Origin of the sequence: Xenorhabdus sp. IM139775, from assembly GCF_028598745.1 — a bacterium.
Classification (GTDB): domain Bacteria; phylum Pseudomonadota; class Gammaproteobacteria; order Enterobacterales; family Enterobacteriaceae; genus Xenorhabdus.
In genome coordinates, this window is record NZ_JAQRFK010000002.1 from 32,857 (window position 1) to 58,554 (window position 25,698).

General features: G+C 48.8%; 22 protein-coding genes and 1 riboswitch. Of the genes, 7 read left to right on the top strand and 15 right to left on the bottom strand.

Annotation, left to right across the window (positions count from 1 at the left end; genetic code table 11):
- Positions 1–44: 44 nt before the first annotated feature.
- The 5 genes from parC to nudF form a co-directional block, all read right to left on the bottom strand.
- Positions 45–2,312 (bottom strand): DNA topoisomerase IV subunit A, encoded by a 2,268-nt coding sequence (parC, locus tag PSI17_RS00700; protein WP_273550103.1) that lies wholly within the window; start codon positions 2,310–2,312, stop codon positions 45–47.
- Between the two features lie 86 nt (positions 2,313–2,398).
- A complete protein-coding gene (parE, locus tag PSI17_RS00705) occupies positions 2,399–4,294 on the bottom strand; it encodes a DNA topoisomerase IV subunit B (RefSeq protein ID WP_273550104.1) in 1,896 nt (631 codons plus the stop codon).
- Positions 4,295–4,367: 73 nt separating this feature from the next.
- Positions 4,368–4,976 carry an esterase YqiA gene (gene yqiA, locus PSI17_RS00710; protein WP_273550105.1) on the bottom strand — a complete coding sequence of 203 codons (609 nt, stop codon included), beginning with the start codon at positions 4,974–4,976 and terminating at the stop codon, positions 4,368–4,370.
- Positions 4,976–5,818, bottom strand: a complete 843-nt coding sequence (cpdA, locus tag PSI17_RS00715) for a 3',5'-cyclic-AMP phosphodiesterase (protein ID WP_273550106.1) — start codon at positions 5,816–5,818, stop codon at positions 4,976–4,978. Before cpdA ends, yqiA begins: the two co-directional genes overlap by 1 nt.
- A gap of 97 nt (positions 5,819–5,915) precedes the next feature.
- The gene (nudF, locus tag PSI17_RS00720) at positions 5,916–6,557 is read right to left on the bottom strand and encodes an ADP-ribose diphosphatase (protein WP_273550107.1); all 642 of its coding nucleotides are present in this window, start codon (positions 6,555–6,557) and stop codon (positions 5,916–5,918) included.
- A gap of 219 nt (positions 6,558–6,776) precedes the next feature.
- On the opposite strand from nudF, the gene tolC reads away from it, so the two are divergent.
- From tolC to PSI17_RS00735, 3 genes are all read left to right on the top strand, one after another.
- A complete protein-coding gene (gene tolC / locus PSI17_RS00725; protein ID WP_273550153.1) occupies positions 6,777–8,141 on the top strand; it encodes an outer membrane channel protein TolC in 1,365 nt (454 codons plus the stop codon).
- Positions 8,142–8,329: 188 nt separating this feature from the next.
- Positions 8,330–9,001 carry a DUF1190 family protein gene (locus PSI17_RS00730; RefSeq protein WP_273550154.1) on the top strand — a complete coding sequence of 224 codons (672 nt, stop codon included), beginning with the start codon at positions 8,330–8,332 and terminating at the stop codon, positions 8,999–9,001.
- Between the two features lie 6 nt (positions 9,002–9,007).
- Entirely contained in the window at positions 9,008–10,168 is a 1,161-nt protein-coding gene (locus tag PSI17_RS00735) for a glutathionylspermidine synthase family protein (protein ID WP_273550108.1), read from the top strand.
- Between the two features lie 5 nt (positions 10,169–10,173).
- Here the strand turns inward: PSI17_RS00735 and ygiD are convergent, their stop codons facing one another.
- Both ygiD and ribB read right to left on the bottom strand, forming a co-directional pair.
- Complete coding sequence (ygiD, locus tag PSI17_RS00740) at positions 10,174–10,950, bottom strand: 4,5-DOPA dioxygenase extradiol (protein WP_273550109.1); 777 nt, start codon at positions 10,948–10,950, stop codon at positions 10,174–10,176.
- Between the two features lie 238 nt (positions 10,951–11,188).
- Positions 11,189–11,842 carry a 3,4-dihydroxy-2-butanone-4-phosphate synthase gene (ribB, locus tag PSI17_RS00745; RefSeq protein WP_273550110.1) on the bottom strand — a complete coding sequence of 218 codons (654 nt, stop codon included), beginning with the start codon at positions 11,840–11,842 and terminating at the stop codon, positions 11,189–11,191.
- Positions 11,843–11,960: 118 nt separating this feature from the next.
- Positions 11,961–12,151, bottom strand: a riboswitch (FMN riboswitch).
- Between the two features lie 167 nt (positions 12,152–12,318).
- Here ribB and ubiK point away from each other — a divergent pair.
- Entirely contained in the window at positions 12,319–12,594 is a 276-nt protein-coding gene (gene ubiK, locus PSI17_RS00750; RefSeq protein ID WP_273550111.1) for a ubiquinone biosynthesis accessory factor UbiK, read from the top strand.
- A 65-nt stretch (positions 12,595–12,659) separates the two neighbouring features.
- On the opposite strand, the gene hldE is transcribed toward ubiK, so the two are convergent.
- The 3 genes from hldE to PSI17_RS00765 form a co-directional block, all read right to left on the bottom strand.
- On the bottom strand, positions 12,660–14,084 hold the full coding sequence (gene hldE / locus PSI17_RS00755) for a bifunctional D-glycero-beta-D-manno-heptose-7-phosphate kinase/D-glycero-beta-D-manno-heptose 1-phosphate adenylyltransferase HldE (protein ID WP_273550112.1): 1,425 nt from the start codon (positions 14,082–14,084) through the stop codon (positions 12,660–12,662).
- An 84-nt stretch (positions 14,085–14,168) separates the two neighbouring features.
- The gene (gene glnE, locus PSI17_RS00760; protein WP_273550113.1) at positions 14,169–17,021 is read right to left on the bottom strand and encodes a bifunctional [glutamate--ammonia ligase]-adenylyl-L-tyrosine phosphorylase/[glutamate--ammonia-ligase] adenylyltransferase; all 2,853 of its coding nucleotides are present in this window, start codon (positions 17,019–17,021) and stop codon (positions 14,169–14,171) included.
- A gap of 62 nt (positions 17,022–17,083) precedes the next feature.
- Complete coding sequence (locus PSI17_RS00765; protein WP_273550114.1) at positions 17,084–18,106, bottom strand: CYTH domain-containing protein; 1,023 nt, start codon at positions 18,104–18,106, stop codon at positions 17,084–17,086.
- Between the two features lie 249 nt (positions 18,107–18,355).
- Between PSI17_RS00765 and PSI17_RS00770 the strand changes: the two genes are divergently transcribed.
- Positions 18,356–18,976, top strand: coding sequence for a TIGR04211 family SH3 domain-containing protein (locus tag PSI17_RS00770; protein ID WP_273550115.1), 621 nt, complete (start codon positions 18,356–18,358; stop codon positions 18,974–18,976).
- Positions 18,977–19,003: 27 nt separating this feature from the next.
- Positions 19,004–20,146, top strand: coding sequence for a multifunctional CCA addition/repair protein (locus PSI17_RS00775; protein ID WP_273550116.1), 1,143 nt, complete (start codon positions 19,004–19,006; stop codon positions 20,144–20,146).
- An 81-nt stretch (positions 20,147–20,227) separates the two neighbouring features.
- Here the strand turns inward: PSI17_RS00775 and folB are convergent, their stop codons facing one another.
- The gene (gene folB, locus PSI17_RS00780; protein WP_273550155.1) at positions 20,228–20,581 is read right to left on the bottom strand and encodes a bifunctional dihydroneopterin aldolase/7,8-dihydroneopterin epimerase; all 354 of its coding nucleotides are present in this window, start codon (positions 20,579–20,581) and stop codon (positions 20,228–20,230) included.
- A 109-nt stretch (positions 20,582–20,690) separates the two neighbouring features.
- Here folB and plsY point away from each other — a divergent pair, with 109 nt between their 5' ends.
- Entirely contained in the window at positions 20,691–21,350 is a 660-nt protein-coding gene (plsY, locus tag PSI17_RS00785; protein ID WP_273550117.1) for a glycerol-3-phosphate 1-O-acyltransferase PlsY, read from the top strand.
- A gap of 108 nt (positions 21,351–21,458) precedes the next feature.
- Here the strand turns inward: plsY and PSI17_RS00790 are convergent, their stop codons facing one another.
- From PSI17_RS00790 to PSI17_RS00805, 4 genes are read right to left on the bottom strand one after another with little or no spacing between them, the layout of a single operon-like run.
- Entirely contained in the window at positions 21,459–22,742 is a 1,284-nt protein-coding gene (locus PSI17_RS00790) for a F390 synthetase-related protein (protein ID WP_273550118.1), read from the bottom strand.
- Positions 22,739–23,545 carry an MBL fold metallo-hydrolase gene (locus tag PSI17_RS00795; protein WP_273550119.1) on the bottom strand — a complete coding sequence of 269 codons (807 nt, stop codon included), beginning with the start codon at positions 23,543–23,545 and terminating at the stop codon, positions 22,739–22,741. The genes PSI17_RS00790 and PSI17_RS00795 overlap by 4 nt, the downstream gene beginning before the upstream one ends.
- Positions 23,538–24,557 (bottom strand): NAD-dependent epimerase/dehydratase family protein, encoded by a 1,020-nt coding sequence (locus PSI17_RS00800; protein ID WP_273550120.1) that lies wholly within the window; start codon positions 24,555–24,557, stop codon positions 23,538–23,540. The genes PSI17_RS00795 and PSI17_RS00800 overlap by 8 nt, the downstream gene beginning before the upstream one ends.
- On the bottom strand, positions 24,554–25,552 hold the full coding sequence (locus tag PSI17_RS00805) for a 3-oxoacyl-[acyl-carrier-protein] synthase III C-terminal domain-containing protein (protein ID WP_273550121.1): 999 nt from the start codon (positions 25,550–25,552) through the stop codon (positions 24,554–24,556). The genes PSI17_RS00800 and PSI17_RS00805 overlap by 4 nt, the downstream gene beginning before the upstream one ends.
- Between the last annotated feature and the right edge of the window lie 146 nt (positions 25,553–25,698).

Below are 25,698 nucleotides of genomic sequence, written 5' to 3' on the forward strand. Positions count from 1 at the left end.
CAGTGTATGACACTGGCCTAAAATGATAATTAATACCTTTTATCCTACAACGATTCACTGAATGGTTTGGGCATTTCCACTTCAACGCGCTCGACACGCTGCAAGCCACGGGGCAGGGATGTTCCCTTACGCCCTCTTTCCGCCCTGAATTTCTGTAAATCCTCAGGACGAAGCAGTAACTTGCGCTTGCCAAAGTAAAGTGTGATGGAAGATTGCGGCGGCAATACCAGTAACCAACTCAGCATATCTTCGCCCGATGCAGCTTGTGCAGCCGGGATGGATACAATCTTATTGCCCTTGCCCTTGGAAAGCTGCGGCAGATCAGCAACCGGAAACATCAACATACGACCCGCTTTGGTCATCGCAAGCAGCATGTCATCCTGTTCGCTGTTAATCTCCAATGGCGGCATCACCTTGGCATTTTCCGGCAAGGTAATCATCGCCTTGCCAGCCCGGTTTTTGGCAATCAAGTCACTGAAAGTACAGATAAAACCATATCCGGCATCCGACGCCATCAAGAATTTCTGTTCTTCTTTCGCCATCAGAAGATGTTCAACCGATGCCCCGGCCGGCAACGCCAGTTTGCCCGTCAGAGGTTCGCCCTGCCCCCTGGCCGATGGCAAGTCCAACGGATCAACAGAGTAACTGCGCCCTGTGGTATCAATAAAGACCACGGGCTGGTTACTTTTGCCGCGCGCCGCGCTGCGGAAGCTGTCACCGGATTTGTAATTCAGGCCAGCCGGATCAATCTCGTGCCCTTTCGCACCACGTACCCAGCCCATTTCTGACATGATGACGGTGATCGGTTCAGACGGCAGAATGTCATGATCGCTCATGGCCTTCGCTTCCGTGCGCTCTTTCAATGGCGAGCGACGCTCATCACCGTAGCTTTCTGCATCGGCAATAATCTCTTTTTTCAGTAACGTGTTTAACTTACGCTCAGAACCCAAGATCGCCTGAAGTTTGTCACGCTCTTTCGCCAGTTCGTCCTGCTCGCCACGAATTTTAACTTCTTCCAGTTTCGCCAATTGACGCAATTTCAGCTCAAGAATGGCTTCAGCCTGCGTTTCGGTTAAGCCAAAACGCTGCACCAATGCGGCTTTCGGTTCATCTTCATGGCGGATAATCTGGATGACTTCATCAATATTCAGATAGGCCGCCAGCAGACCTTCCAGAATATGCAGGCGCTTAAGCACTTTTTCCAGACGATGGTTCAGGCGGTTACGTACCGTTTCGCGACGGAAAACCAGCCATTCACTGAGGATCTCAACCAAGCCTTTAACCGCAGGGCGGTTATCCAAGCCGATCATGTTGAGATTAACGCGATAGCTTTTTTCCAGATCAGTGGTGACAAACAGGTGATTCATCACTTGTTCGACATCCACGCGGTTAGTCTTTGGCACAATCACCAAACGGGTTGGGTTTTCGTGATCAGATTCGTCACGCAGATCCTCCACCATCGGCAATTTCTTCGCCCGCATTTGGCTGGCGATTTGCTCCAGTACCTTCGCGCCGGAAACTTGGTGAGGCAAGGCCGTGATCACGACGTTATTTTCTTCTTTCGACCAAACTGCCCGCATTCGCACGGAGCCACGGCCATTTTTGTAGATCTTGCGGATATCTTCTTTTGGCGTGATGATCTCAGCTTCCGTCGGATAGTCCGGCCCTTTGACGTATTCCATTGCCTCATCAAGCGAGAGATCCGGCTTATCCAGCATGGCAATCAGTGCATTCACTATCTCACGGGCATTGTGTGGCGGGATGTCGGTCGCCATACCAACGGCAATGCCGGTCGTGCCATTCAGCAGGATATTAGGAAGGCGTGCAGGCAAGCACTTAGGCTCTTCCAATGTACCATCAAAGTTTGGCACCCAATCGACGGTGCCTTGCCCCAATTCACTCAGCAATAATTCTGCATACTTGGATAAACGGGATTCGGTGTAACGCATCGCCGCAAAAGATTTTGGATCATCCGGTGCCCCCCAGTTGCCTTGTCCGTCAACCAACGGATAGCGGTATGAGAAAGGCTGCGCCATCAAAACCATGGCTTCATAACAGGCCCCATCGCCATGCGGATGGTATTTACCGAGCACATCACCCACAGTACGGGCAGATTTTTTAAATTTGGCGCTGCTGCTCAGGCCAAGTTCTGACATCGCATAGACAATACGACGCTGAACGGGCTTTAAGCCATCACCGATAAACGGCAACGCCCTGTCCATGATGACGTACATGGAGTAATTCAAATAGGCGTTTTCAGTGAACGTGTGAAGCGGTTGGCGCTCCACCCCGTCGTGAGTTATCTCACTCATGTATTCATTTCCTCAGAATCTGCATTGACTATTTTGTGCGCTATATTTCTGTTTATGCGCACAATTTTATGCACTAAATGCATGCATTAAACTTCGATATCGATGGAATCACCTTTCTCTTGCAGCCAATTACGGCGATCTTCTGAACGTTTCTTCGCCAGAAGCATATCCATGACTGCGAGGGTTTCTTGATAATTTTCATCGTCGATAGTCAATTGCACCAGACGGCGAGTGTTGGGATCTAACGTGGTTTCGCGCAACTGTATTGGGTTCATTTCCCCCAATCCCTTAAAGCGTTGAACGTTCGGCTTGCCCCGCTTACGGCTCAAGCGATCCAGTATGGCACTTTTTTCGCCTTCATCCAGCGCATAATACACTTCTTTGCCGAGGTCGATACGATACAGTGGCGGCATGGCCATATAGACGTGGCCGCGTTTCACCAATGTCGGGAAGTGACGGACAAATAAGGCGCACAGCAGGGTTGCGATGTGCAATCCATCGGAGTCTGCGTCCGCCAGTATGCAGATTTTACCGTAGCGCAGCTGGCTTAAATCGTCGCTATCCGGATCGATGCCAATCGCAACGGAGATATCATGCACTTCCTGTGAAGCCAGCACCTCATCCGAAGAGACTTCCCAAGTATTCAGGATTTTTCCACGCAGTGGCATGATCGCCTGAAATTCACGATCACGGGCTTGCTTCGCAGAACCGCCGGCGGAATCCCCTTCCACCAAAAACAGTTCGGTCACATTGAGATCCTGCACAGTACAGTCGGCCAATTTACCCGGCAGGGCGGGGCCATTGGTCAGTTTTTTACGTACCACTTTCTTCGCCGCCCGCATTCTGCGCTGCGCACTGGCGATCGCCATTTCAGCGAGTTGCTCCGCATCCTGAATGTGCTGGTTCAGCCATAAGCTGAAAGCATCTTTCACCACGCCGGAAACGAAAGCTGCCGACTGGCGAGATGAGAGCCGTTCTTTGGTTTGGCCGGCAAATTGCGGATCTTGCATTTTGAGGGATAACACATACGCACAGCGATCCCAGATATCATCGGCGGAGAGTTTCACCCCACGCGGCAATATATTGCGGAATTCGCAGAATTCACGCATGGCATCCAGCAAACCTTGGCGCAAGCCGTTAACATGAGTTCCGCCTTGTACCGTTGGGATCAGGTTAACGTAACTTTCCGCCAATAATTCTCCGCCTTCCGGCAGCCAGAACAGTGCCCAATCGACCGCTTCGGTATCCCCGCTAAATGCACCGACAAAAGGGGCTTGTGGCAGTGTGACCAGCCCGTTGACGGCTTCCAGCAGATAATCTGTCAGCCCGTCGGCATAACACCATTTCTGCTCGGTAGCATTCAGTTTGTCCTTAAAGACAATTTCAACGCCCGGACACAATACTGCCTTGGCTTTCAGCAAATGCGCCAAGCGAGTGACCGAAAAACGGGGAATATCGAAATAGCTTTCATCCGGCCAGAAATGGACACTCGTTCCGGTATTGCGTTTTCCACAACTGCCGATGACTTCCAGTTCTTGCACTTTTTCGCCATGTTCAAAGGCGATCTGGTGTACCTGACTGTGACGACGAACGGTCACTTCCACGCGCTTGGACAGGGCGTTGACCACGGAGATCCCCACCCCATGCAGGCCACCAGAAAATTGGTAATTTTTATTGGAAAATTTTCCGCCCGCATGCAGGCGGGTCAAAATCAATTCAACAGCAGAAACTTTTTCTTCAGGATGGATATCAACCGGCATACCACGGCCATCATCTATCACTTCCAGAGACTGATCGCTGTGGAGGATTACTTCAATATGCTTCGCGTGACCAGCCAGGGCTTCGTCCACACTGTTATCGATCACTTCCTGTGCCAGATGGTTCGGGCGGGTTGTATCCGTGTACATCCCAGGACGACGACGAACTGGCTCCAGGCCACTGAGGACTTCAATGGCCTCTGCGTTGTAACTAGATTGAGTCATGTTGTAATTCTGTCGGTTGCTTCGTTATTAGAGGGCCAATCAGTATTGATATACTGTAGATAATACCAGTCGCTTACCTATTTTTGGCAATTTTTTTACTATTGCCACTGGTTAGCCCCAAGAAGTCGATGATTTGAGGGAAATAATATTCGAAGCCAACAAAAGCATGATTCCCACCAGATTCAACCGTCTGCCGGCACGGCATCAGGTAAGCAATAGCTTGACGGTAATCGAGCACTTCATCCCCGGTTTGCTGCAATAACCAGATAAGATCAGGTGATTCCAGCGGGTCAATGTGCATTACTTTGAGATCGTGCATGTGACTTGGTTCAAGAGTATAGCGCTCTTTGGTGTAGGGATTCACGTTTTCCCCAAGATAATTCTGAAGCAAGTCGAAAGGACGCACCGCTGGATTGACAACCACTGCGGGTAAACTAAAGCATTGGGAAAGCCAGATAGCCAGATAACCGCCGAGGGAAGAACCCACCAACCCGATATTTTCACCGGCATGTCCCATCACCTGTTCTTCCAGTAAGATGGCCGCCTCTTCAGGATAAGGGGGTAATTGCGGCACCAACATGTTAATTTCAGGATACTGCTGGTGCAGCCACGTTTTCAGCATTTTCGCTTTCGCTGATTGCGGTGAGCTATTGAAACCATGTAAATAAAGTAACGTTGACATTAATACCCGTCCGAATCTAAATCCGGGCAAAACTCGTTACTCTTTAGCCTGTGAACCTGTGTCTGCAATTTCGCGTCTTGATGATTGCCAGTCACAGCCAGTTCGAGATAACGCCACCCCGGAGCCACTGTATCAAGCATAAAATTAGTACAATGCGGCTTAAATTGCACACAGGTTGATGGGGTTGCCATCACGCGAATGCCGTTCCACATTTCATCAACTTCTTGATGGATGTGCCCGCACAGTATGGATTTCACCTGAGTTTTGCCTTTCAAGCATTCTGATAATTCGGGGGCATTACGCAAACTGTGCTGATCCAGCCATGTGCACCCGGACGGCAGTGGATGATGATGAAGCATGATGATCGTATGGCGATCACGATGCTCATCCAGGCATTTTTCCATCCACTCCAACTGATAATCCGTCAATTCGCCATGGGGAACGCCCTGTACCTGACTGTCCAGCATAATTAACTGCCAGTGCTGCCCGATGAATATCTGCTTGGAAGGTGAAATGCCTGCTGCTGCCAACGTGTCAACCATTGCGGGTTGATAATCATGATTGCCGGGCAGCCAGACACAAGGCGCAGCCAAACGGGCAATGCCCTCAGCAAAATGTTGGTAGGCATTGATGGTTTGATCTTGTACCAAGTCACCTGTCGCCACAATCAAATCAATCGCGAGGTTTTGCTCTAAGATCACGTCCAATACAGCATGATAACTGCGATAAGTATTGACGCCCAGTAACGAATCGCCTTTATTGGCAAAAAGGTGCGTATCGGTGATTTGCAGTATTCTGGCTGTGGCACCCTCTGCCACAGGGACTTCAAGCAGGCTTTCCAAAAGGTTTCCTTTTCCTGTCGATCATAAGGATTATTTTAACGTGTCTTGATGCAGAAGATCTGCTGGCTGGGGCACACTTCCCGTTTTCCGGCGTAAATTAGGCATGATGACCTAACCACACTTTCTTAAGTTTTTCATGGTGCAATGCCAGCCACTGTATTGCAATAACGGAAGCTGCATTATCAATCACTCCCGCTTCTACCCATTGATAAGCCTGTTCGCGGCTCACAACCAAAACGCGAATATCTTCGTGTTCGCCTGCCAGCCCATGTACCCCTGACGCCGTCGTCGCATCAACTTCACCGACAAAAACATGCATGCGTTCAGTTGTCCCGCCGGGGCTGGAAAGGTAACTCAGTGCCGGCTGACAGCGCTTAACTTCAATGCCAGCTTCTTCCACGGCTTCGCGCCGGACGACCTGCTCAGCGTTTTCACCCTCTTCGATCATGCCGGCAACCACTTCCAGCAACCACGGTGTCTGGCTGGTTTCAATGGCCGGAATACGGATTTGTTCAATCAAAACAACTTCATCACGCACCGGATCATAAGGTAATAAGACACCGGCATGACCCCGTTCAAATACTTCACGTTTAATGGCCTCGCTCCAGCCCCCCCGAAATAAACGGTGCCTGAATTGATATTCCGTCATTTTGAAAAAACCGCGATAAAGTGTTTTTCGGGACAGAATTTCCACATCTTGTTGAGTAAAAGTACATGGAACAGCAAGATCCTTAGGCATAAAATCTCCAGATTATTTTTAAAAATTTCCTATTATTAAAAGGCATTTTTCCGCATTGATCTAAATAAATTCCTTTTGATGATACAAACAGGATGAAAAATGAGGCAATATGGCACAAACAGCCACCCTACCCTGCTGGCATTCTCTGCTAGAATCTGTGGTATTCGTTTTTATGCAGAGGCAACCGTAAGCAAAATAGCTGCACAACAAGGAACGCAAATGAAAAAATTGCTCTCTCTTTTTATCGCTATCAATCTGGTAGGTTTTAGTACTTCAAGTCATGCAGCCGACCTACTCCAGATTTATCAGCAGGCGAAAGAAACCAATCCCGAATTACTTAAGGCACAAGCTGATCGCAATTCCGTGGTTGAAAAGATTAATGAAGCGCGCAGTACTTTATTGCCCCAATTGGGTCTGAGTGCGGGCGTTAGTTATGGCAAAGGCTTTCGCGATAATAGAAATAGCGAATCTCATGGCACAAATGCAGGCTTACAGTTGACCCAAACCATCTTTGATATGGCGAAATGGAACCGACTGAACCAATCTGAGAAAAGTGCAGGGATTGCAGACATCAATTACCAAACCGCCCAACAGAAATTAATACTGGATGCCGCCCAAGCCTATTTTGACGTCCTGAGTAAAATTGATACCCTGACCTATACAGAAGCGCAAAAGACCTCACTGTACCGCCAATTGGATCAAACCACCCAACGCTTTAATGTGGGTCTGGTTGCCATTACTGACGTCCAAAATGCCCGTGCTCAATATGATTCCATTCTGGCCACTGAAGTTTCCGATCGTAATAAACTGGATAACGCATTGGAAAAACTGCGTCAGATTACAGGGGTTTACTATCCACAACTGGCAGCCTTGAATATTGGCCAGTTCAGCACCAAACAACCTGAATCGGCTGATACCGCACTGAAAGAGGCCGAAGCCCGTAACCTGAGCCTGCTGTCAGCACGTTTAACACAGGATTTAAGGCGCGAGCAGATCAAAGAGTCCCAGACCGGCTATATGCCAACGATTGGCTTAACCGCAAGCACGGGGATCATCAACAGCCATCAACGCGGCATTGAACGAAAGGATGGATACACCGGAGATAATTCAGTTAAATTATCCTTGGATTTGCCCCTGTTTAATGGTGGCGCCACCTACTCTCAGGTCGAGCAGGCAAAATATAATTTCGTCAGCGCCAGTCAGGATCTGGAAAGTACCTATCGTAAGGTGATACAAGACGTCCATTCCAATTCCAATGATATCTCTGCCGCTATCAGTAGTGTTGATGCCAACAAACAGGCCGTACTCTCTGCGCAAAGTTCACTGGATTCAATGGAAGCCGGTTATCAGGTCGGAACCCGTACTATCGTTGATGTGCTGGAAGCCACAACCAAGCTGTATCAAGCCAAGCAAAACTTATCTCAAGCACGGTATACTTACCTGCTGTCCCAGTTAAATATCCAGCAGGCCCGTGGCACACTGAATGAAAACGATTTGATCGCATTGAACAAAATGTTGGGCACACAGATCTCAACCTCGGCCAGCAGCATTATTAAAGAGATGAAAACGCCATCAATTCGCTGATTTAATGCCCTATCGTTCTCGTTCGAAAAACGTTATATTAAAAACGCTATACTAATAAAGAAAGCAGCCCGCCGATTGTGTGGGCTGTTTTTTAGCCTATCCTGAGTGTCATTCCCATTGGGCATGATAAATGGGAAGATGCTCTTAATCTTAATCAGATACCTTCAAGATGGATGCCCCCTATGACAATGAAACGGACAAAAGAGATAAACCGCGACTCCTTCCGTAAAACGTGGCGAAGCTATCGCCTGACACCTGTAGCGGTTGCTGTCAGTGCGGTTTTCATGCTTTCGGCCTGTGAACAGAACGATGAAACGGTATCACTCTATACCAATGCCGATGAGTGTTCTCAGGCGAATCCTTCTCAAAGCGAACAATGCAAGACCGCCTACAACAACGCCCTGAAAGAAGCGGAAAAAACCGCGCCGAAATATGCGACTCGCGAAGAGTGTGTGGCGGAATTCGGTGAACAACAATGTACCCAACCCCCAGCTCAGGCAGGCGTCGGTCAGGCTCAGGCCCAAAACAGCAGCGGCAGTTTCTGGATGCCTTTGATGGCAGGTTATATGATGGGACGCTTAATGGGCGGCAGCTCAGCCCCCTCACAACCGCTGTTCACATCAAAATCGGCCGCCAGCCCGGCTAACGGCAAGTTTGTTGATGCAACAGGTAAAAGCTATGGTCCCGCCACTGCGGGGGGTCGCAGCATGACCGTCCCCAAAACGGCGATGGCGCCAAAACCCGCCACCACAAGCACAATTACCCGGGGTGGGTTTGGTGAATCCGTGGCGAAACAATCTGCCATGCAGCGTTCATCTGCCAGCTCAAGTTCCCGTTCTTCCCGCTCAATGGGTGGTTAATTAAAGATGAAACGCATTGGCATTACCGAGCGCCCGGATTGGCGCGAAAAAGCAACAGAGTTTGGTTTCAATTTTCACACCATGTACGACCAGCCATACTGGAGTGAAGAGGCGTATTACCAGTTCACGCTGAACCAGATTGAAGAAATTGAAGAGGCAACGGCAGAACTGCACCAAATGTGTTTGCAGGTCGTGGAAAAAGTGGTCGATAGTGAAGAACTGCTGACTAAATTCCAGATCCCCAAACACTGTTGGGAGTTTATCCGCTCTTCATGGGTCACCAGCCAACCTTCACTCTATTCCCGTCTGGATTTAGCCTATGATGGCAAAAATCCTCCCAAGTTGCTGGAAAACAACGCCGATACGCCAACGTCACTGTATGAATCCGCTTTCTTTCAGTGGATTTGGCTGGAAGACCAGATCAACGCAGGCCATCTGCCCGCCAATGCGGATCAGTTCAACAGCCTGCAAGAAAAGCTGATTGAGCGTTTTGCTCAGTTACGTGAAAGTCATGGGTTTGGCCTGCTGCACATGGCCTGCTGTCAGGATAGTGAAGAAGATCGTGGCACAATCCAATATTTGCAGGATTGTGCTGCGGAAGCCGGTATTCCAACAGAATTCATGTTGATTGAGGATATCGGGTTGGGTGAGAAAGGGCAGTTTACTGATTTGCAGGATCAGGTGATCAGCAATCTGTTTAAACTGTATCCGTGGGAGTTTATGCTGCGTGAGATGTTCTCCACCAAACTGGCTGATGCCGGTGTCCGTTGGCTGGAACCCGCCTGGAAAAGCATTATCTCCAACAAGGCGCTACTGCCAATGCTGTGGAAAATGTTCCCGGATCATCCTAACCTGCTGCCCGCCTATTTTGCGGATGAACGGCCTTCAGACATGAATAGCTATGTCCTTAAGCCGCTGTTCTCCCGTGAAGGTGCCAATATTCGCATTATTGAAAACGGCCGCGAAGTCGCCAGTGCTGATGGCCCTTATGGGGAAGAAGGCATGATCGTTCAGCAGTACCATGCCTTGCCGAAATTTGATAATAACTATGCGCTGGTCGGTAGTTGGTTGGTGGATGATCAAGCTGCGGGTATCTGTATTCGTGAAGACCGTGAGTTGATTACTCAAGATTTGTCACGCTTCTACCCGCATATTATTTTGGATTGATGCAGTTAGCCAATCTGAATCGATAACATACTTAAGGAGCCGTCCTCAATGCCCTCAACCGGTGTTGAAATCGGCTCTTCTTTATTCCAGGTTCCCATCACATACAGTAATGGCAGAAAATGTTCTGGCGTTGGGTTAGACAATTGACCATCTTCCCTGTCCAAAGCCTTAAACAGGGGATGAGGATTTTCCCGGCTGGTTAAACTTTCACGCACAAACTGCTCAAACGAGAGTGCCCAAGGAAACGGTTCTGCCCCCAATTTTTCAGCCGGCAGATTATGGACAACATTGCCACTGCCTATGATTAAAACCCCCTCATCCCGCAGCAAAGCTAGTTTTTTGCCTATTTCATAATGAAAAGCGGCAGATTGATTGCGATCCATGCTCAATTGGACAACGGGAATATCTGCATCAGGATACATTTTTGCCAATATTCCCCAAGATCCATGATCCAATCCCCATTTGTCAAAATCAGTCTCGACGGCTATCGGTTCAAGAATATCCTGTACCAATACCGCCAGCCCAGGAAAACCTTTCGCTGGATACTGTTTTTCATGCAGCGCTTGGGGAAAACGACCAAAATCGTGGATAGTTCTGGGCTGGGCCATCGTCGTCACGGCTGTACCATTTGTGTACCAGTGCGCAGAAATCACAAGGATCGCCTTTGGTCTGGGGAGTTTCTCTCCCAGTTCAAACCAAGCACGTGAGTAACCGTTATCTTCAATGGCATTCATTGGGCTGCCATGGCCAATGAACAGAGCAGGCATTCTCAGGAGACTCATTTTCGCCCCTTATACAGCAAGTTGAACATTTCAAGTAATGGAGTGTGGATTATGATAAAAGAATTATGACAAGATCCAGACCTTCCTTCCTTGAATATCGTCAATCAAAAAATGATGGAGGGGTTCATAAATACTGAAAGGCCACAGGGTGTGGGCTGTAGCCTCTCAAAGTACATGCGTAAGTCTCACGGTATTGTTGTGAACTATTTCAATCGGTAAAAGCGAATGGGCAAGCCTATCAGCTAGCTGCTTTTGCCATTTTTAAGCGGTATTCCACCAAATCTTCAATCGTGACGACCGGCATATCGTGCTGTTGCGCGAATTCAATCACTTGTGGGGCGCGAGCCATTGAACCATCGTCATTGGTCAATTCACACAGCACGCCGGCTGGCTTGAAACCGGCCATTTTGACCAAATCAATGGTTGCCTCAGTATGGCCACGGCGAGTCAAAACCCCTCCTGATTGCGCACGCAGCGGAAAAACGTGTCCGGGCCGATTGAGATCGCTGGGTTGAGCATCATCGGCAATGGCAGCCCGGATGGTGGTAATGCGATCTGCCGCAGACACCCCGGTTGTCACGCCTTGCGCAGCTTCGATTGAGATAGTGAAAGCAGTTTGATACTGGCTTGAATTGTTTTCCACCATCATCGGCAGTGTTAACTGCTGACGGCGCTCTTCGGTCAGGCAAAGACAAACAATGCCGCTGCCATGACGGATAGTCAGTGCCATTTGCTCCACCGTCATCGTTTCGGCGGCGAAAATCATATCACCTTCATTTTCACGATTTTCGTCATCCAATACCATCACGCCCTGACCCGCACGCAAAGCAGCAAGCGCGCGTTCAACACGTTCAAATGGCGTTCCATATGAGGAAAGTAGCGTCTGATTCATGGTAAATAAACCTCTTTAAATGTATGGGTTACCAGAATCAGGGCAATTTTGAGGAGTTCGTACTGCGCAAAAATACAGCAGCAAAAACAACAGACGAGTGCAGGCACTCGATTGATGCTGTTATTCTCTCCCATCCGGACTATCACCGTCGGCTCCAGAATCACACTGGATCTGCTGACCCCTGTTTTATCCCTGCTGATTTCTCTTCAAGGATAATGACAAACAGAGCGCTCGCGGGCTGCATAAAATGATCATGCGATATTTTATGTTACCGCCGGTAGGGACTTTCACCCTGCCCTGAGATAAACGGTTTCACTATAGCGTTAATAAACAGCGGGAGCAATCAACAAAATCAAATATGAAAGCTGGCGCGCGATCATTTATGTTTTCGCCATGAGATACTAAAATAGCGTCCATGTCATTACGCTATCAAACATGCGCTATCAAACAATTACGTTATATAAAGGATGATCATCATGCTCGATCCAAAAAAAATTGAACAAATTGCCCGCCAACTCCACAACGCCATGCCGAAAGGGGTCAAAGAATTTGGTGATGATGTGGAAAAGAAATTGCGTACCGTCCTGCAATCCCAGTTAAACAAATTAGATCTGGTTAACCGCGAAGAATTTGATGTTCAGACCCAAGTTCTGCTGCGCACCCGTGAAAAATTGGCGGCAATGGAACAACGGCTGAATGAGTTGGAAGCCCGCCTCGCAGAAGCCGACAAAAAAGCCCAGCAGGCTGAATAGAATCATGATGTGAGGGAAATGCCGCTATGCTGCCAAAAAGAGCATAACGGCACATGCTGCCAAAGTTACTGGTGCTGAATGGTTTTGATGATATTCGTGGTTGAAATACCCTCTTCGAAGTTCAGAACCTTAACTTCTCCCCCCGCAGCCCAGACTTCTTCGCTACCGGCGATCGCTTCTGGCTTATAATCACCACCTTTGACCAAAATATCCGGCAGGATACCCGCGATTAAACGCTGTGGTGTATCTTCTTCAAATGCCACCACCCAATCCACAGATTCCAGCGCCGATAATACGATCATGCGCTGTTCCAGCGGATTCACCGGGCGGGTTTCCCCTTTCAGGCGCTTGGTGGAAGCATCACTATTGACGGCAACGATCAAACGATCACCCAATTTACGTGCGTTGGACAGGTAAGAAACATGCCCCGCATGGAGGATGTCAAAACAGCCATTAGTCATGACAATACGCTCACCACGCTGGCGTGCCTGTGCGACGACGTCTTTCAGTTTGGCTTCACTCATTACGCCAAATCCGGTTTCTGCACGCCCACGCACGGCATTTTCCAGTTCAACCGGCGAAACCGTGGACGTTCCCAGCTTGCCAACCACCACACCGGCGGCCGCATTGGCAAGGTAACAGGCTTCATTCAGCGGCTTGCCGGCAGCCAATGCTGCTGCCAATACGCCTATCACGGTATCCCCTGCACCCGTGACATCAAAAACTTCCTGAGCCTGAGTCGGTAAATGCAGAGGCGGCTGGTCAACCCGCAATAAGCTCATGCCTCGTTCAGAACGGGTGATCAACAGCGCTTTCAGTTGCAAATCCTGCACCAGCTTTGTGCCTTTGTGCACTAAATCATCATCATCCTTGCAGTGCCCGACAACGGCTTCGAACTCTGACATATTTGGCGTCAGCAACGTTGCACCGCGATAACGGTTAAAATCACTGCCTTTTGGATCGATAAGCACCGGCACATTGGCTTCATTGGCAAGCTGAATCATGGCCTGAACCTGACTCAGTGCACCCTTCGCGTAATCCGACAGCACCAATGCGCCAATATGAGGCAGGGATTGCTGAATTTTTTCCAGCATCGGCTGGGCATCCACATTCTGGAAGCCTTCTTCAAAGTCCAAACGTAGCAATTGCTGATTGCGCGATAAGACACGCAGTTTCGTGATAGTCGGATGGGTTGGAACAGAAACAAAATCACAGCGGACTTTCACACTATTCAGTTTGTCACTCAATGCCCGCGCAGCATCATCAATGCCGGTCAAACCGATCAAACCGGAATTCGCGCCCAATGAAGCAATATTCATGGCGACGTTAGCGGCTCCGCCGGGACGCTCTTCGATCGTTTCTACCTTAACCACAGGCACCGGGGCTTCCGGCGAAATGCGGCTAGTTGGGCCGTACCAATAGCGATCTAACATAACATCGCCAACCACTAAAACACCTGCGCGGTGAAAATCAGGGAGGGTTACTTTCATCCCATGCTCCAAATATCAGAATAAATTGTTGCGGATATTACCATAACCAAACTCAGTACCCGATCATTGATACACTAAGATCACTTATGCGTTAAAGTCGCTTTCTAACCACTTTTGCCAGCTATCACGCACCAATGTTTGTTGCTGGCGGAAATGCCCGGCCGCAACCCGGCTGGATAACGTTTGCAACGCTAAACGGTGCAATTCATCACGCAGGGTAATATAAGCCTGCGTCAATGCCATCGCGTCCTGCTCATCCATAATATTATGCTGCGCCATGAGTTCGAAAATTCGCACGTTATCAGACCAGCGGGTCAGCCCGGCATTTTCTGGTGCATAACGCAGCACCTGATACTGGGCAATAAATTCAATATCCGTGATCCCGCCCGGATCAGCTTTGATATCAAATTGATCTTGTTGATGACTCCCCAAGTGCTGATACATTTTCTGGCGCATCTCACGTACCTGTTGACGCAAAAGCTTGGGATCGCGGGGAAGACATAATGTTTCACGGCGGATGCGTTCAAAATCATGGCGCATTTCCTGATCACCAAACACCATGCGCGCCCGGATCAATGCCTGATGTTCCCAAGTCCACGCTTCATTTTTTTGATAATCATCAAAGGCTTCAAGCGTACTGACCAACATGCCCGCTTCACCGGATGGCCGCAAACGCGCATCAACCTCATACAAGACACCCGACGCTGTTCGGGTACTTAACAGATGAATGATGCGCTGGGCAAGGCGCAAATAAAACTGGCGAGCCTCAATGGAACGCGCACCGTCTGTCATCACCCCCATGGGACAATCCAGCAGGAACACCAGATCCAAATCAGAGCCATAACCGAGTTCCCAGCCCCCTAATTTGCCATAACCAATAATGGCAAACCCCAATCCCTGCCGTTGGGATAAGTGAGCCGGTGCACCGTAGCGTTTTGTCATCTGGTTCCACGCCAGCCGCACAACCGCTTCGATAATGGCCTCCGCCAGATAAGTCAGGTGATCACTCACTTTCATCACCGGCAAAACGCCGGCGATGTCTTCTGCGGCAATCCGCAACAGTTGTGCCTGCTTAAATTGGCGCAACGCCTCCAGCAGTTGTTCTTCATCATCCTCAGGAATACGCAGCAGATATTGATAAAGCTCATCGCGATAAGCGTCTATCGGCAACGGTTGATACAACGATTTGGGATCAAGCAGCTCATCCAGCAACAAAGGGTGGCCGGCAAGCTGGCTGGCGATCATCGGAGAGGCGGCACAGAGCCGGATTACATGAATCATGACCTGTTCTGATTCCAGCATCAGTTCCAGATACGTCGTGCGGCTGACGATACTGAGCAACAGGGGAATAATCCGTTCCAGAACAATATCCGCCTCTTTCCGCACGCTAATTTTTGCCAACAAACGCGGCATTAACTGGTCAAGCACATCCCTGCCCCGTGGGCCAATGGTGCGCTTACTGACGTCCCGGCGGAAAAGCGCCATGATATCCAATATTTTCCGGGCTTTTTCATCATCAAGATGAGGAATCAATACGATGAGTTCATCTGTGTTTAAAGCCTCCTGCCACAAGCTCTTAAACGGAACATGGCTGGCCTCCTCGCTATTCTCCTCGGTTTCATCGCCTATCAACTGCCGGAAAATACTTCGTACCGCACTCATGCTGCGTTCGGTTGCGGCCATCAACTCATCCCAACCGGCAAAATTCATGCCCCAAGCGAGGCGGGCACGATCCAGCTCGTTATCCGGTAAGGTTTGCGTTTGTTGGTCACGAATAGATTGCAGCAGGTTTTCCAGCCGACGTAAAAACAGGTAACTTTCTTCCAACTGCTGCAAGGGTTCCGTTGGCAATAAAGCCAAATCGCCGATGGCCTTCAAGGTCGGCAACAATGAACGGGATTGCAGGCTTGGCTCCCTTCCCCCACGGATAAGCTGGAAGACCTGAGTAATAAACTCAATTTCCCGAATACCGCCTGCCCCCAACTTAATATTCTCTTTTAATCCCCGGCGACGGACTTCCCGCTCAATCATGCCCTTCATATTGCGCAAGGATTGAATGGCGCTGAAATCGATATAACGACGGAAAATAAACGGCCGCAACATCTGGCGCAATTCCTGACAATAAGCCTGCTCATCATTGCCCAAAATGCGCGCTTTCACCAAAGCATAACGTTCCCAGTCACGCCCTTGTTCCTGATAATAATCTTCCAATGCCGGAAAACTAAACACCAAAGGCCCACTGTCACCAAATGGACGTAATCTCATATCAACACGATAAACAAATCCGTCTACGGTTTGTTGATCCAGTGTCTTAATTAACTTCTGCCCTAATCGCGTAAAGAACCGCGAATTATCCATTTCCCGGCGCCCGCCTTGTGTGACACCGTTTTCCGGATAAGCAAAAATAAGGTCAATATCAGAGGAAAAATTAAGCTCTCCACCGCCCAATTTTCCCATGCCCAAAATCAACAGCGGTTGCGCCACCCCTTCACTGTTTGTCGGTGTCCCCCAATCCTGACAACACCGCAGATAAAGCCAATCACGGGCGGCGATAATCAGAGTTCCCGCCAACACACTTAATTGCTGCAATGTCTGTTCTGTCGTACTGCCTTGCAATGCCTGTGACCATGCAATCCTGACCAGCATCCGATGACGGAAAAAGCGTAAGCTCCGCATCAAATCCTCTTCATCGTTCACCGCCAGCAGCGTTTGTTTTAACCAATCGGAATAATGTTGCCACTCCTGTGCCTGAGGGGGATGCTGGCGAATCTCCTCTAACCATGCAGGATGCGATAACACGTTTTCTGCCACAAACTCACTCAATGACAGTACAGCCTGCTCATCAGGTGAAAAAGGCGTTATTGTTTCCTCTAATGGCAGAAGATTGGCAAGGATATGCTGTAATTGTCGGGTTAAGGGCGGTGAAAGTGGCAGCATGACAGGGATTCCTTAATGACCGTTTTTAGTGATTTTTTAACAGATGTTCGATAGCTAAAGGGTTATCGGGACTGAACCAGCAGCCACTGCATTAACGCCAGCTTACATTGCAACCAAGAAGCGCTATAAGACAAGTTTTCAGCCCCTGAACCACTCACGGATAAGGCGGCCTTTAATTCCGGCAATAAATCAGCCAGTAAATCCAATACCGGCAAAGGTTCAGCCTGTTTTTCAATCAGGCTGGTTATCCACTGAAAAACCTGCGCCAATCCGGTTTTACCTTCTGGTAAACCTGCCAGCCACCCTTCCTCCTGCTCCTGCCATTGCGCTAAGATTTCAGGCAGAAGCACAGACAATGGTTGTTGCCAATCCAACTCATCCGGGACTTTGGGTAAAGCTACTTTGGGTAAAGCTACTTTGGGTAATGAAGGGTGTGATAAACCATAAACCAGCGCATATCCCCGTGCCGCCTTGCTTTTATTGGCTAAACGCAGGCCATTCTGTGATGCCAGCCTGTTCGCCAACAACAGGATATCGGTCACATTACCTTTTTTTAGCTCCAGCTCAAACTCACAAATCGGCGAAGTCTGACGCCCTGAATCTTTATTCCCGGAAAAATTACCGGAAAAATTGCCGGGAAAAATCGTGCCCTGATCCAGCGCGACTTCAATTTCGCTTTCTCCATAGGTTATCAGCCATTTTTCACGGTTAAAATCGGTGCTGAATAATCCGGCCAATTGTGTCTGTAGCTGTACGAGGTCGGTATTTTCAGGCCAGATAGCATTGGGAAACCGGACTAAATCTAATTCAGGCTGCGGCAAAGGAACGTTGAATTCAGGGCGTTGATGTAATCCTCCCACCACCTTACCTGCGGTTTTGATGGTCATCTCATAGTGCCCGTTGCAACCACGGATACGCAGCCCCATATCCCAACGCCGCAATTGGTTATCTGGCGTCTCAAAATAGATATTCGTCAGGTGCTGTGGTGAAGTGTAATCATGAGGAAGCTGAAATAACTGCTGGCGAACGGTCGGTATCGCATCCGGCTGCACGGACAGTTTCAATTCGATTTCTACAGAACTCATATTCTTTATTCCTCAATGGATCGCACAAGAGAGAAAAATAAACCACAATAGGGGGTTATCTCAACAAACATCATATTCACTTCATAAAAAAAACCACAACAAGGCCTATATTCGATCTGTTGATATCACATTCATTCTGGTTTACTGATTGCACCCATAAACTTAACTCTTTACTATCCCTTAGGTAGTTTAAATTACGATTAGTCCACACTCGATTGATCCATACACTAAAGAACAGTTGAACACAGAATGCAAAAACTACATCGATTATTTATCTTGTTATTGAGTTTCACACTTCCATTATCTGCACACGCTGAAGAAAAACACTATGTTTCCGATGAGCTATCTGCTTACATCCGGAGCGGCCCGAACATTAAAAACCGGATCATTGGCTCACTGAGTGCCGGTGAAGAGGTCACGTTAATCAGCCCTAAAGCAGATAATGGTTTCTTGCAAATTCAAGACCAAAAAGGACGCACAAGCTGGATACTCGCCAGTGAACTCAGCGCCATTCCCAGCCTGCGTGAACGCCTTCCCACAATGGAACAAAAAATAAAAACGCTGACTGAGCAACTGGACACGATTGACGCCCAATGGAATAAACGTACCGCTGAGTTACAAAAAAGAGTGGCAACCAGCGATAAGAGCATTAACGATCTGAAAAAAGAGAATGCCCAGCTCCAGAGTAAATTAACCGTGGCTGAGAAAAAGGTCGAAGTGGCCAATTTGCAGTTGGATGATAAACAAAGAGAGATTATCTTGCAGTGGTTTACTTATGGCGGTGGGGTTGCGGGGATTGGCCTGATTTTAGGGCTCATCTTGCCACACATTATTCCTCGCCGTAAAAATAAAGATCGTTGGATGAGCTGATTTCAGGAAGAAGGGAAGGACATAAGCGTGAAAGTCTATTTAGTTGGCGGCGCAGTTCGTGATCAATTATTGGGTCTGCCCGTCACCGAACGGGATTGGGTTATCGTTGGCAGCACCCCAGCGGAGTTACTGTCTCAGGGATATCAACAGGTTGGCAAGGATTTCCCTGTTTTCCTGCATCCCAAGACCCATGAAGAGTATGCGCTGGCCCGCACCGAAAGAAAATCCGGTCAGGGATATACCGGTTTTACCTGCTATGCCGCGCCTGATGTGACGCTGGAAGACGATCTGCTGCGCCGTGATTTAACGATTAACGCTATTGCACAAACGCCTGACGGTGAATTCATCGACCCTTATCAGGGTGCCAATGATCTCAACAATCGCCTGTTGCGCCATGTCTCCCCTGCATTTGCCGAAGATCCCTTGCGAGTGCTGCGCTTGGCGCGTTTTGCTGCTCGCTTTGCCCATTTAGGCTTTTTCATTGCACCAGAGACACAAACACTCATCGCAGAAATGGTCGCAAGTGGTGAGTTGTCCTCATTGACCCCTGAGCGCGTTTGGCGGGAAACTGAAAAGGCACTCGCCTCACCATCACCCCAAGTCTACTTTCAGGTTCTGCGTGACTGCGGGGCATTGGCGGTACTCTTTCCTGAAATTGATAATCTGTTTGAACATGACGCCGGGCTTCATGCACTGCACGTTTTGCAAATATCGACCCAATTGAGTGAAGAAACCGACATTCGTTTCGCCTCACTATGTTGCCATGTCGAAATGATCGCGCTGAAACAGATGTGTGAACGGCTGCGCATTCCCAATTCGGCACGCGACTTAGCCGCGATGGTGACGCAATACCACAACTGGGTACATACCGCCGAACAATTGTCGCCAGAAGCCCTGTTGGCCTTGTTTAATGCCGTAGATGTCTGGCGCAGGCCACAACGCATCGAACAATTGATTATCTGTAGTGAAGCAGACCACCGTGGATACGCCGGAGAGGAAACGTCATCCTACCCACAAGCGGATTATTTACGTGAAGTGTTTGTGGTTGCCCGCCAAGTCAGCGTGCAAGCAGTGATTGCCCGTGGATTTCAGGGCGCGGAAATTCGTACAGAATTGGAACGCCAACGGCACATTGCCATCGCAGGCTGGCAACAACAATCGATTGATTAACTTTATCAATCGATTTAGCGTCCCAAATGATTAATCAAATCGGGACGCTTTTTTCACGCCGCCAGCCGATGATGCAGTCAATTAGCCTGCACTCCGCTCAATCACTACGCCGACGCTTTTTGCCTGTGCGACCGCACCGGGTTTCCTGACTTTCACCCTGACCCAAGGTGAATGAAATTGGTTCAGCAAGATACCGGCCACTTCTTCTGCCACCCGTTCGACCAGAGCAAAACATTGGCTCGACAGATGATGAATGATCGCGTCACTCACCTTGGCATAATCCAGACAGTGCTCAACATTATCGCTGGAGGAAGCCAGTTTGTTGTCCCATCCCATTTCGATATCGAGCACTAATTTTTGCTTAATTGTCTGTTCCCAGTCATAAACACCAATAGTGGTAATCACCGTTAATTCTTCAATAAATACGATATCCATCACGACCTTTTCCCCGTTTTTCCGTTCGCCAGATACCACTTCCGACGAAATGTGCGTATTATCCATTGTTAGACTTAAGAAAACGACCCTTATTCATTGGAGATATCTTATGAGTGCAATCGCGCTTGGCATGATCATCTTCGCGTATTTATGTGGCTCTCTATCCAGCGCGATATTGATCTGCCGTTTGGCAGGACTTCCCGATCCCCGCCAGCATGGTTCCGGCAACCCAGGGGCAACGAATGTACTGCGCATCGGCGGTAAGTGGGCTGCATTGGCCGTACTGGTTTGTGATGTTTTAAAAGGGATGATACCGGTTTGGCTGGCATACAAACTCAACATCTCCCCATTTTATTTAGGCATTATCGCCATCACTGCCTGTCTGGGGCATATTTACCCCATCTTCTTCCATTTCAAGGGAGGAAAGGGCGTTGCAACTGCTTTCGGTGCCATTGCCGCCATCGGTTGGGATCTGATGGGGTTAATCGCCGGTACATGGTTGCTCACGGTACTGTTAAGCGGCTACTCTTCATTGGGTGCCATCATCAGTGCATTAATCGCTCCTTTCTATGTCTGGTGGTTCAAACCTGAATTCACGTTTCCCGTCGCAATGCTGTCATGCTTGGTGCTTGTACGTCATCACGATAATATTCAACGCCTGTGGCGAGGGCAGGAAAGCCGCATCTGGCAGAAACTGAAAAAGAAACAGGAAATGACAGATAAAGAGAAAATTCAAGAAACTAAAGAGCAAGGGCAACAAGACGACTGAAGCGGATAGCCGCCAATAAAAAGGTCAGCTTTATGTAGAAACAACATTGTCTGGCCTATCTCCGGGGCTTACTCAGCCATATTGCTCCGCTGTTAAGCCGCCGGGAGATTACCTGTTTGCAGATTTCCGGATAATCCGGCGCCGTTTATTAAACAGATCCGGCGATATCATCTGCGCTACGCACTGCCACTCAATTTTATCAACATCAACGCCTTGTTTGGCGAAATAGTCGGTCAGCGCTGACTGGCACTGCTTGAGGATCGCTATATCGCAATCGCCTTCCAGATGCAGTAATAAATCCGTTTGTGTCAGCCGATAATCACTCGTGAGCGGCAAGGTATTGGCAATAATCCGCGAACAGGGATCAGCAAAAATACCCACATTGCCCCCGTCATGCGCCGGCAAAATCAACTGATCATCACTGCGCCCTTCAATGCGCTCTATCGCCAGTGCCGGGTTGCCGCAAGCGCACGGCTTTTTCTTCACCACCAAAATATCATCAAGCTGATAACGCACAATCGGCTGAGTTTCCCGCGTAAAATCGGTAATAATCGGGTTAAAGCGCGATTCATCAATCCAGTTTGGCTCAATATGCAGAAACTCTTCATTCAGATGCAGCGTCCCATGCGGACAGGTACACGCCAGAAAACCCTCCGTTGCCTGATAAATTTCGCCCACTTGCCGAAATACGCTCTGCAACAGTTGGCGATCTTGCGGCTCCAGCACTTCTGCCACCGAGATCACTTTCACCGGTGACACGGCGGCTTCACCTTGTTTGATCTTCAAGGCCAGCGCCCGCAATACTTGAGCCGGTGCCACAATAATCGTGGGTTGATATTCTGCCAACGCCTGCACTTGCTGATTAAAGTCAGCGAACAGATCAAAAAAACGGAAAGCGATCCAACGGTTCTGCACGCTATCGTAGAGGTTATTGCCCGCCCGCAAAAACAGCGCAACCCGCTCACCGTGCAATAAGCCCTTTGGCAGCATTTTGGCGAGCATGATCCCTGCCCAAATGCTCCGCTCTTTCGGGCTGATAACGAAGATGCCGCGCTGCCCTGATGTACCCGATGACATACCAACGCTGAATTTGCCGACCGTGGGCTTGAAATCCCGTGACTGTTCGCTCAACCGTGCACAAGCCAAAAGATCATCACGCTTAAGACCTGCGGTGTTCATCTGGTCGAAATTTTCCATCATGATGGCTTTATTCATCAACGGATATTCCGCCAACGGTAAATCACGATATGCGGAAAAGTAAGGGCTTTTCGCCAGAACCTGATGCTTAAATTGGGTTAATTCCCTTAATTGGTGTTGTTCAAGCTGCCGACGGTTGGAAAATCGCCACTGTTTTTTGGCTTTCCAGTAGTACCAAAATATTTTGAATATCATTGCAAATCTCCCTCATGGCATAACTGGATAGGGATCTGCTTTTGGTCAATTTGGTGCAGCTTATGCAAGGTGTCGTAATAGGCACGGCTGTCATCCATAATGATATTCGCCAACATTGCAGGCCCACGCAGTTCACGGTAGTTTGTTGGTGACCAAGCGGCATCTCCCGCCAACAATACCCATCCCTGCTGCGTCAATACACACAGGCCAAGGTGCCCTGCCGCATGACCCGGCAGCGGAACGATCAATAGCTGTTTCCGGCTGCCGGGCACAGCATAACCTTCCCCCAAGACGGCTAATTCCTCTGGTAATGGGCTGGTTTCAAACCCTTCATAAAAATGAACCCGGGATTCGAAATCTTCCGGGATCAGCCCCCGCACAAAGGCTTTTTTCAACGCAGCGATACCACGCAAGTGTCGGGTTTGCTGCCAACCTTCCCCCGAACAGATAAATTTGGCCTGCGGAAAATCCCGCAATCCAGCAATATGATCGCCATGAAAGTGAGAAATGATGATGCCCTCAATATCACGCGCCTGAATGCCTTCCGCTTTTAGCTGCATCACCAATGAATCTTTCGTGTCAAAGTAGACCGGCGTGACCTTGCGATATAACCGGATGATCCCACTGCGGGTATGATCGTAAAAATGGCTGGCATATCCGGTATCCAGTAGCCAGCGCTTATCATTACACTCCAGCAACCACGCACGGGCGGGAAATTTACACACGCGAAAGCTGGCACCTTTCAGTGCCATACAACCGGGATGAGTGCAGTATCCCGCCTCAAAAACACGCATCTTAACCATGTGAACCCGTCTGTTGATCTGTCTGTTTCAGCCAACTGGCCGTCAAATGAATGCCTTCTTCCATGCTATAAATCGGCGAATATCCCAGTTCTTCCCGCGCCTTTGAGTTATCCAGCGTCATGGAGTAATAAGACGCCCCGATAGTGTAACGCGTCAGCAACGGCTCTTTTCGGGTGAACCGGGCAATGCCTTCCAGTATTGCCGCAACGCCATACAGCAGTGGATAAGGCAATGATTTGATCCGGTAATCAAACTGCATTTCGTCAAATAACTGCCCCAAGATTTTCGCCAATGGCTGTGGCTGTTGATTAGTGATGTTATATATCGCGCCGCTTTGCAATCCCTCGCACTGAGTCGCCAATGACATCGCGTGGACGACATTCATGACGTAAGTGATATCCAAGACATTTCTTCCCCCCGCCGGCAAGGCCATCACGCCCTTGCTGGCTTTAACCTGAGACAGCAGGCGCGGCAACAGCACTCTGTCATGCGGGCCAAATAACCCACGGGGACGCAGGATAATGTAAGTGGTGTCAGGATAGCGGTGAATCAGTTGGCTTATGCACGCTTCGGCCAAGAACTTAGTTCGGGCGTAATCATTGGCAAAATGCTGGCTGCGCTGATCTTCGGTAATCTGTTGTTGATGTGAAAAATTAAAATAGACCGCTGGGGTAGAAATATGGACAAATCGCCGGATACTCCCGATGCCTGCCGCCTGTGCCAACCTCGAGGTCGCCGTCAGATTGATGCGCTCAAACTCATCAGGATCACCCCAAGGGGAAGATTTGGCGGCACAATGCCAGACGGCATCACAATCTGACATCAGTTCGACGGCTTCCTCCACGGTTAGCGTCGCCAGTTCCGCGCGGCGAAACTCCGCGCCCATCTGAGCCAGTAACGCGCCCGCCTGAGGGTCACGCCCGGTTGCCACCACTTCCTCACCCTGCGATAACAGGTAATCAACGGCATTACGACCTAAGCCACTAGTTGCGCCGGTTACAAGAATTTTCATGGCCTTAAAATCATCTCACTTAATGAAAGACCCGCCGCCGTGCCAAGTAACATCACATAATCACGACCGTAATAGCGATCGGTCATCATGGCTTCATGCAGCGCACTTGGAATGGATGCCGAAACCTGATTACCGCGGTAACGATAGATATTCACAAAGTTTTCATCCCTGATATTCAATCGCTTGATAATATGTTTCAGCCCCAAATGGCTCGCCTGATGCGGTACGACAGTATCAATATCAGACATGTTGAGATTGGCACTCGTCAGTACACGCTCGGTAAAACCTTCAATCAATGAGGCTGTCAGTTTAAACAGGGGCTTACCCTGCATCTGGAACAGGAAATCACTCTCTTCCATGCTAGTACGCAGATTCTTGCGGGTTCCGCCAGCCCGAATTTCACATAATTCAAGGCCTTCCGGATACGTTTCATGTTTGTAGGTCACAATCCCACTTTGCCCATCCCCTCTTTCGACGATCACACAAGCCGCGCCATCACCAAAAATCAGCGAAGATTCTTGATGTGACCAGTCAATGCCACGAGAGGCCATCTCTGCGGAGACAATCGCAATACGCCGATACTGTCTGGTCGCCAACAATCCACCGGCAACACTCAACGCAGAGATAAAACTGACGCAGCTTGCATTAATATCAAAACAGGCGATCCCGGCTTTTAACCGGCTCTCTTTTAAAATATGCGCGGCAGAATAAGGTAAGGCTTGGATCGGGATTGCAGAAGCCGAAATCAGCAAGTCAATTGAATCCGGCGAAATTTGATGCGTTTTTAACGTATCATGCAAAGCCTCTGCGGCCAATTTCGCTTGAGACGATTTATAATCCGAATGATAGCGATATTTTATTCCAGAATGTTTTTCTACAAAGCCACGCGGTTTATTTAACTTCAAATCTAAATCGGATGAATACACTTTGTTTTCTGGTAAAGCAATACCAGATGCAATGATCTTTAATGGGATCAATTCATGTGAGTTTTTCATTTTTTTATCACTTCCAAGTGTTAATTTTTTGTTTGATTTTATTGTCAGAATATGAAGTGGATTCTGAGTAAGGATGAGAATAAATGAATATTTATCAGATAGTCAGTTAAACAGGAAGTCTATATTTATGATACATCATATTACTA

What these genes read in the sequence shown, in the direction of transcription:
- parC (WP_273550103.1), bottom strand. Translation starts at nt 2,312, where the DNA reads ATGAGTGAGATAACTCACGACGGGGTGGAGCGCCAACCGCTTCACACG.
- parE (WP_273550104.1), bottom strand. Translation starts at nt 4,294, where the DNA reads ATGACTCAATCTAGTTACAACGCAGAGGCCATTGAAGTCCTCAGTGGC.
- yqiA (WP_273550105.1), bottom strand. Translation starts at nt 4,976, where the DNA reads ATGTCAACGTTACTTTATTTACATGGTTTCAATAGCTCACCGCAATCA.
- nudF (WP_273550107.1), bottom strand. Translation starts at nt 6,557, where the DNA reads ATGCCTAAGGATCTTGCTGTTCCATGTACTTTTACTCAACAAGATGTG.
- tolC (WP_273550153.1), top strand. Translation starts at nt 6,777, where the DNA reads ATGAAAAAATTGCTCTCTCTTTTTATCGCTATCAATCTGGTAGGTTTT.
- PSI17_RS00730 (WP_273550154.1), top strand. Translation starts at nt 8,330, where the DNA reads ATGAAACGGACAAAAGAGATAAACCGCGACTCCTTCCGTAAAACGTGG.
- PSI17_RS00735 (WP_273550108.1), top strand. Translation starts at nt 9,008, where the DNA reads ATGAAACGCATTGGCATTACCGAGCGCCCGGATTGGCGCGAAAAAGCA.
- ygiD (WP_273550109.1), bottom strand. Translation starts at nt 10,950, where the DNA reads ATGAGTCTCCTGAGAATGCCTGCTCTGTTCATTGGCCATGGCAGCCCA.
- ribB (WP_273550110.1), bottom strand. Translation starts at nt 11,842, where the DNA reads ATGAATCAGACGCTACTTTCCTCATATGGAACGCCATTTGAACGTGTT.
- ubiK (WP_273550111.1), top strand. Translation starts at nt 12,319, where the DNA reads ATGCTCGATCCAAAAAAAATTGAACAAATTGCCCGCCAACTCCACAAC.
- hldE (WP_273550112.1), bottom strand. Translation starts at nt 14,084, where the DNA reads ATGAAAGTAACCCTCCCTGATTTTCACCGCGCAGGTGTTTTAGTGGTT.
- glnE (WP_273550113.1), bottom strand. Translation starts at nt 17,021, where the DNA reads ATGCTGCCACTTTCACCGCCCTTAACCCGACAATTACAGCATATCCTT.
- PSI17_RS00765 (WP_273550114.1), bottom strand. Translation starts at nt 18,106, where the DNA reads ATGAGTTCTGTAGAAATCGAATTGAAACTGTCCGTGCAGCCGGATGCG.
- PSI17_RS00770 (WP_273550115.1), top strand. Translation starts at nt 18,356, where the DNA reads ATGCAAAAACTACATCGATTATTTATCTTGTTATTGAGTTTCACACTT.
- folB (WP_273550155.1), bottom strand. Translation starts at nt 20,581, where the DNA reads ATGGATATCGTATTTATTGAAGAATTAACGGTGATTACCACTATTGGT.
- plsY (WP_273550117.1), top strand. Translation starts at nt 20,691, where the DNA reads ATGAGTGCAATCGCGCTTGGCATGATCATCTTCGCGTATTTATGTGGC.
- PSI17_RS00790 (WP_273550118.1), bottom strand. Translation starts at nt 22,742, where the DNA reads ATGATATTCAAAATATTTTGGTACTACTGGAAAGCCAAAAAACAGTGG.
- PSI17_RS00795 (WP_273550119.1), bottom strand. Translation starts at nt 23,545, where the DNA reads ATGGTTAAGATGCGTGTTTTTGAGGCGGGATACTGCACTCATCCCGGT.
- PSI17_RS00800 (WP_273550120.1), bottom strand. Translation starts at nt 24,557, where the DNA reads ATGAAAATTCTTGTAACCGGCGCAACTAGTGGCTTAGGTCGTAATGCC.
- PSI17_RS00805 (WP_273550121.1), bottom strand. Translation starts at nt 25,552, where the DNA reads ATGAAAAACTCACATGAATTGATCCCATTAAAGATCATTGCATCTGGT.